Source organism: Trichococcus patagoniensis (genome assembly GCF_003051085.1).
GTDB classification, from domain to species: domain Bacteria; phylum Bacillota; class Bacilli; order Lactobacillales; family Aerococcaceae; genus Trichococcus; species Trichococcus patagoniensis.
Window position 1 is genome coordinate 1 of the sequence record NZ_QAOM01000046.1, and the last position, 1,496, is coordinate 1,496.

The window sequence follows — 1,496 nt, forward strand, 5'->3', positions numbered from 1 at the left end:
TTTTGTTTGAAAATAAATAGCTGAAAAATGCGCAAAAAGTCACTCCCATGCTATAATTTAAGTGGAAAAATTTTTTTTAGTTTGCTCTAGCCTGTTGCCGCAGTCCTAGAGCTTTTTTTGCGTCATAATGGTCGCGGGTGCTCAAGATCTTATAGATTACTCGAATCATTTTATGTGCACAGGCGATGATAGCCTTCATCTTTGAACCCTTACCAGAGATACGAGCGTACAGATTATGGAATGCGTCATCTTTTGATCTCCCCGCAATGCCTCCGGCCTGGAAAAGGCTGGATTTTAAATATTTATTGCCTTGTGTTGTATGGGAAGATTTTTTTATTCCAGCACTCTCATAAGATCCTGGGCATACTCCAGCCCAAGATGCTAAATTGCCTTGTGATTGAAAGGCCTCTACATTTGGGCCAATTTCACTCAAAATCACGAAGGCAACTATGGAACTGACTCCTGGAATTTCAATAAGGAGATTATACTCTCGCTCAAATCTCTCTAAAACATAGTGCTTGATTACAACCGTGATTTCCTCTATTTGATTTATCAAATGATGGTAATGTTCCAAAGATTGTCCCATTAGGAATCGATCTTCAAAGGATAATTTACCGTCCATTGCTTCAACTAGCTGATCCACAGTAGCTTTGATTCTCCCGTGAATTTTGGGAAGAATCGTTTCTTCAGTAATGACTTCCCCGTTAATAAACATCTCGAGTAATGCCATTCCAGTAAGTCCATAGATATCTGAAAGATAACTGGTTAGTTTAATGTTAGCCCGTTGTAAAATATTATGAATTTCATTTTTACATTGAGTAATGCGTTCGGTATAGGCTTTCCGACGTCTTGTCAGGAGCCGTAACTGTTGGACTTCTTCGCAAGGGATGTAGGATTGTTGAATAAGACCGCATCTGCCAAGTTGGGCAATCCATTCCGCATCGTTCATATCAGTCTTCCTTCCAGGAAGATTTTTAATATGTTGCGGATTTGCCAGAATCAACGTCAGATTGCTGTCATAAAAAATATTAAATATTGGAATCCAATATTGCCCCGTGCTTTCGAAAAAAACATGCGTTACGTTCTGAGATTGAATCCATGTCAATGCTTCTCGAAGTTTCTTTGTTGTTGTACCAAAGGTACGATGTTGTTTTTTTGGTTTGTTCGTATCTAATGGACCGTCAAGTATACAACAGACAATGGACTTTTGATGCACATCGATTCCACAACAGGTTTCAACCATAACTTCCATGGAAATCCCTCCTATAAAAAAATGAGAAGGTAACGGATTTCATCGAAATAGATCTGTAATTTTGTTTCCATACTCATAGGTATATTTGGTTTTTCTCAACAAGATGAAATCATTCAGTTTTTTGTACGGGTTCGGCAAAACTCCGTTAAAGAGGTTGAATTTGTGTTACCTTCGATTAAATTATAATTGGTAACTTATTTTCTGTCATGGATTTGTTCGCGAAGCGAACTTAAAGTTTTTTGTG

The 1,496-nt window shown here is 38.0% G+C and carries 1 protein-coding gene; it reads right to left on the reverse strand.

The features are described 5' to 3' along the window. Window positions 1-76: 76 nt before the first annotated feature. Window positions 77-1,252: an IS110 family RNA-guided transposase gene (locus tag C8U37_RS14305; RefSeq protein WP_108033874.1), complete on the reverse strand. Its 1,176-nt coding sequence runs from the start codon at window positions 1,250-1,252 to the stop codon at window positions 77-79. Between the last annotated feature and the right edge of the window lie 244 nt (window positions 1,253-1,496).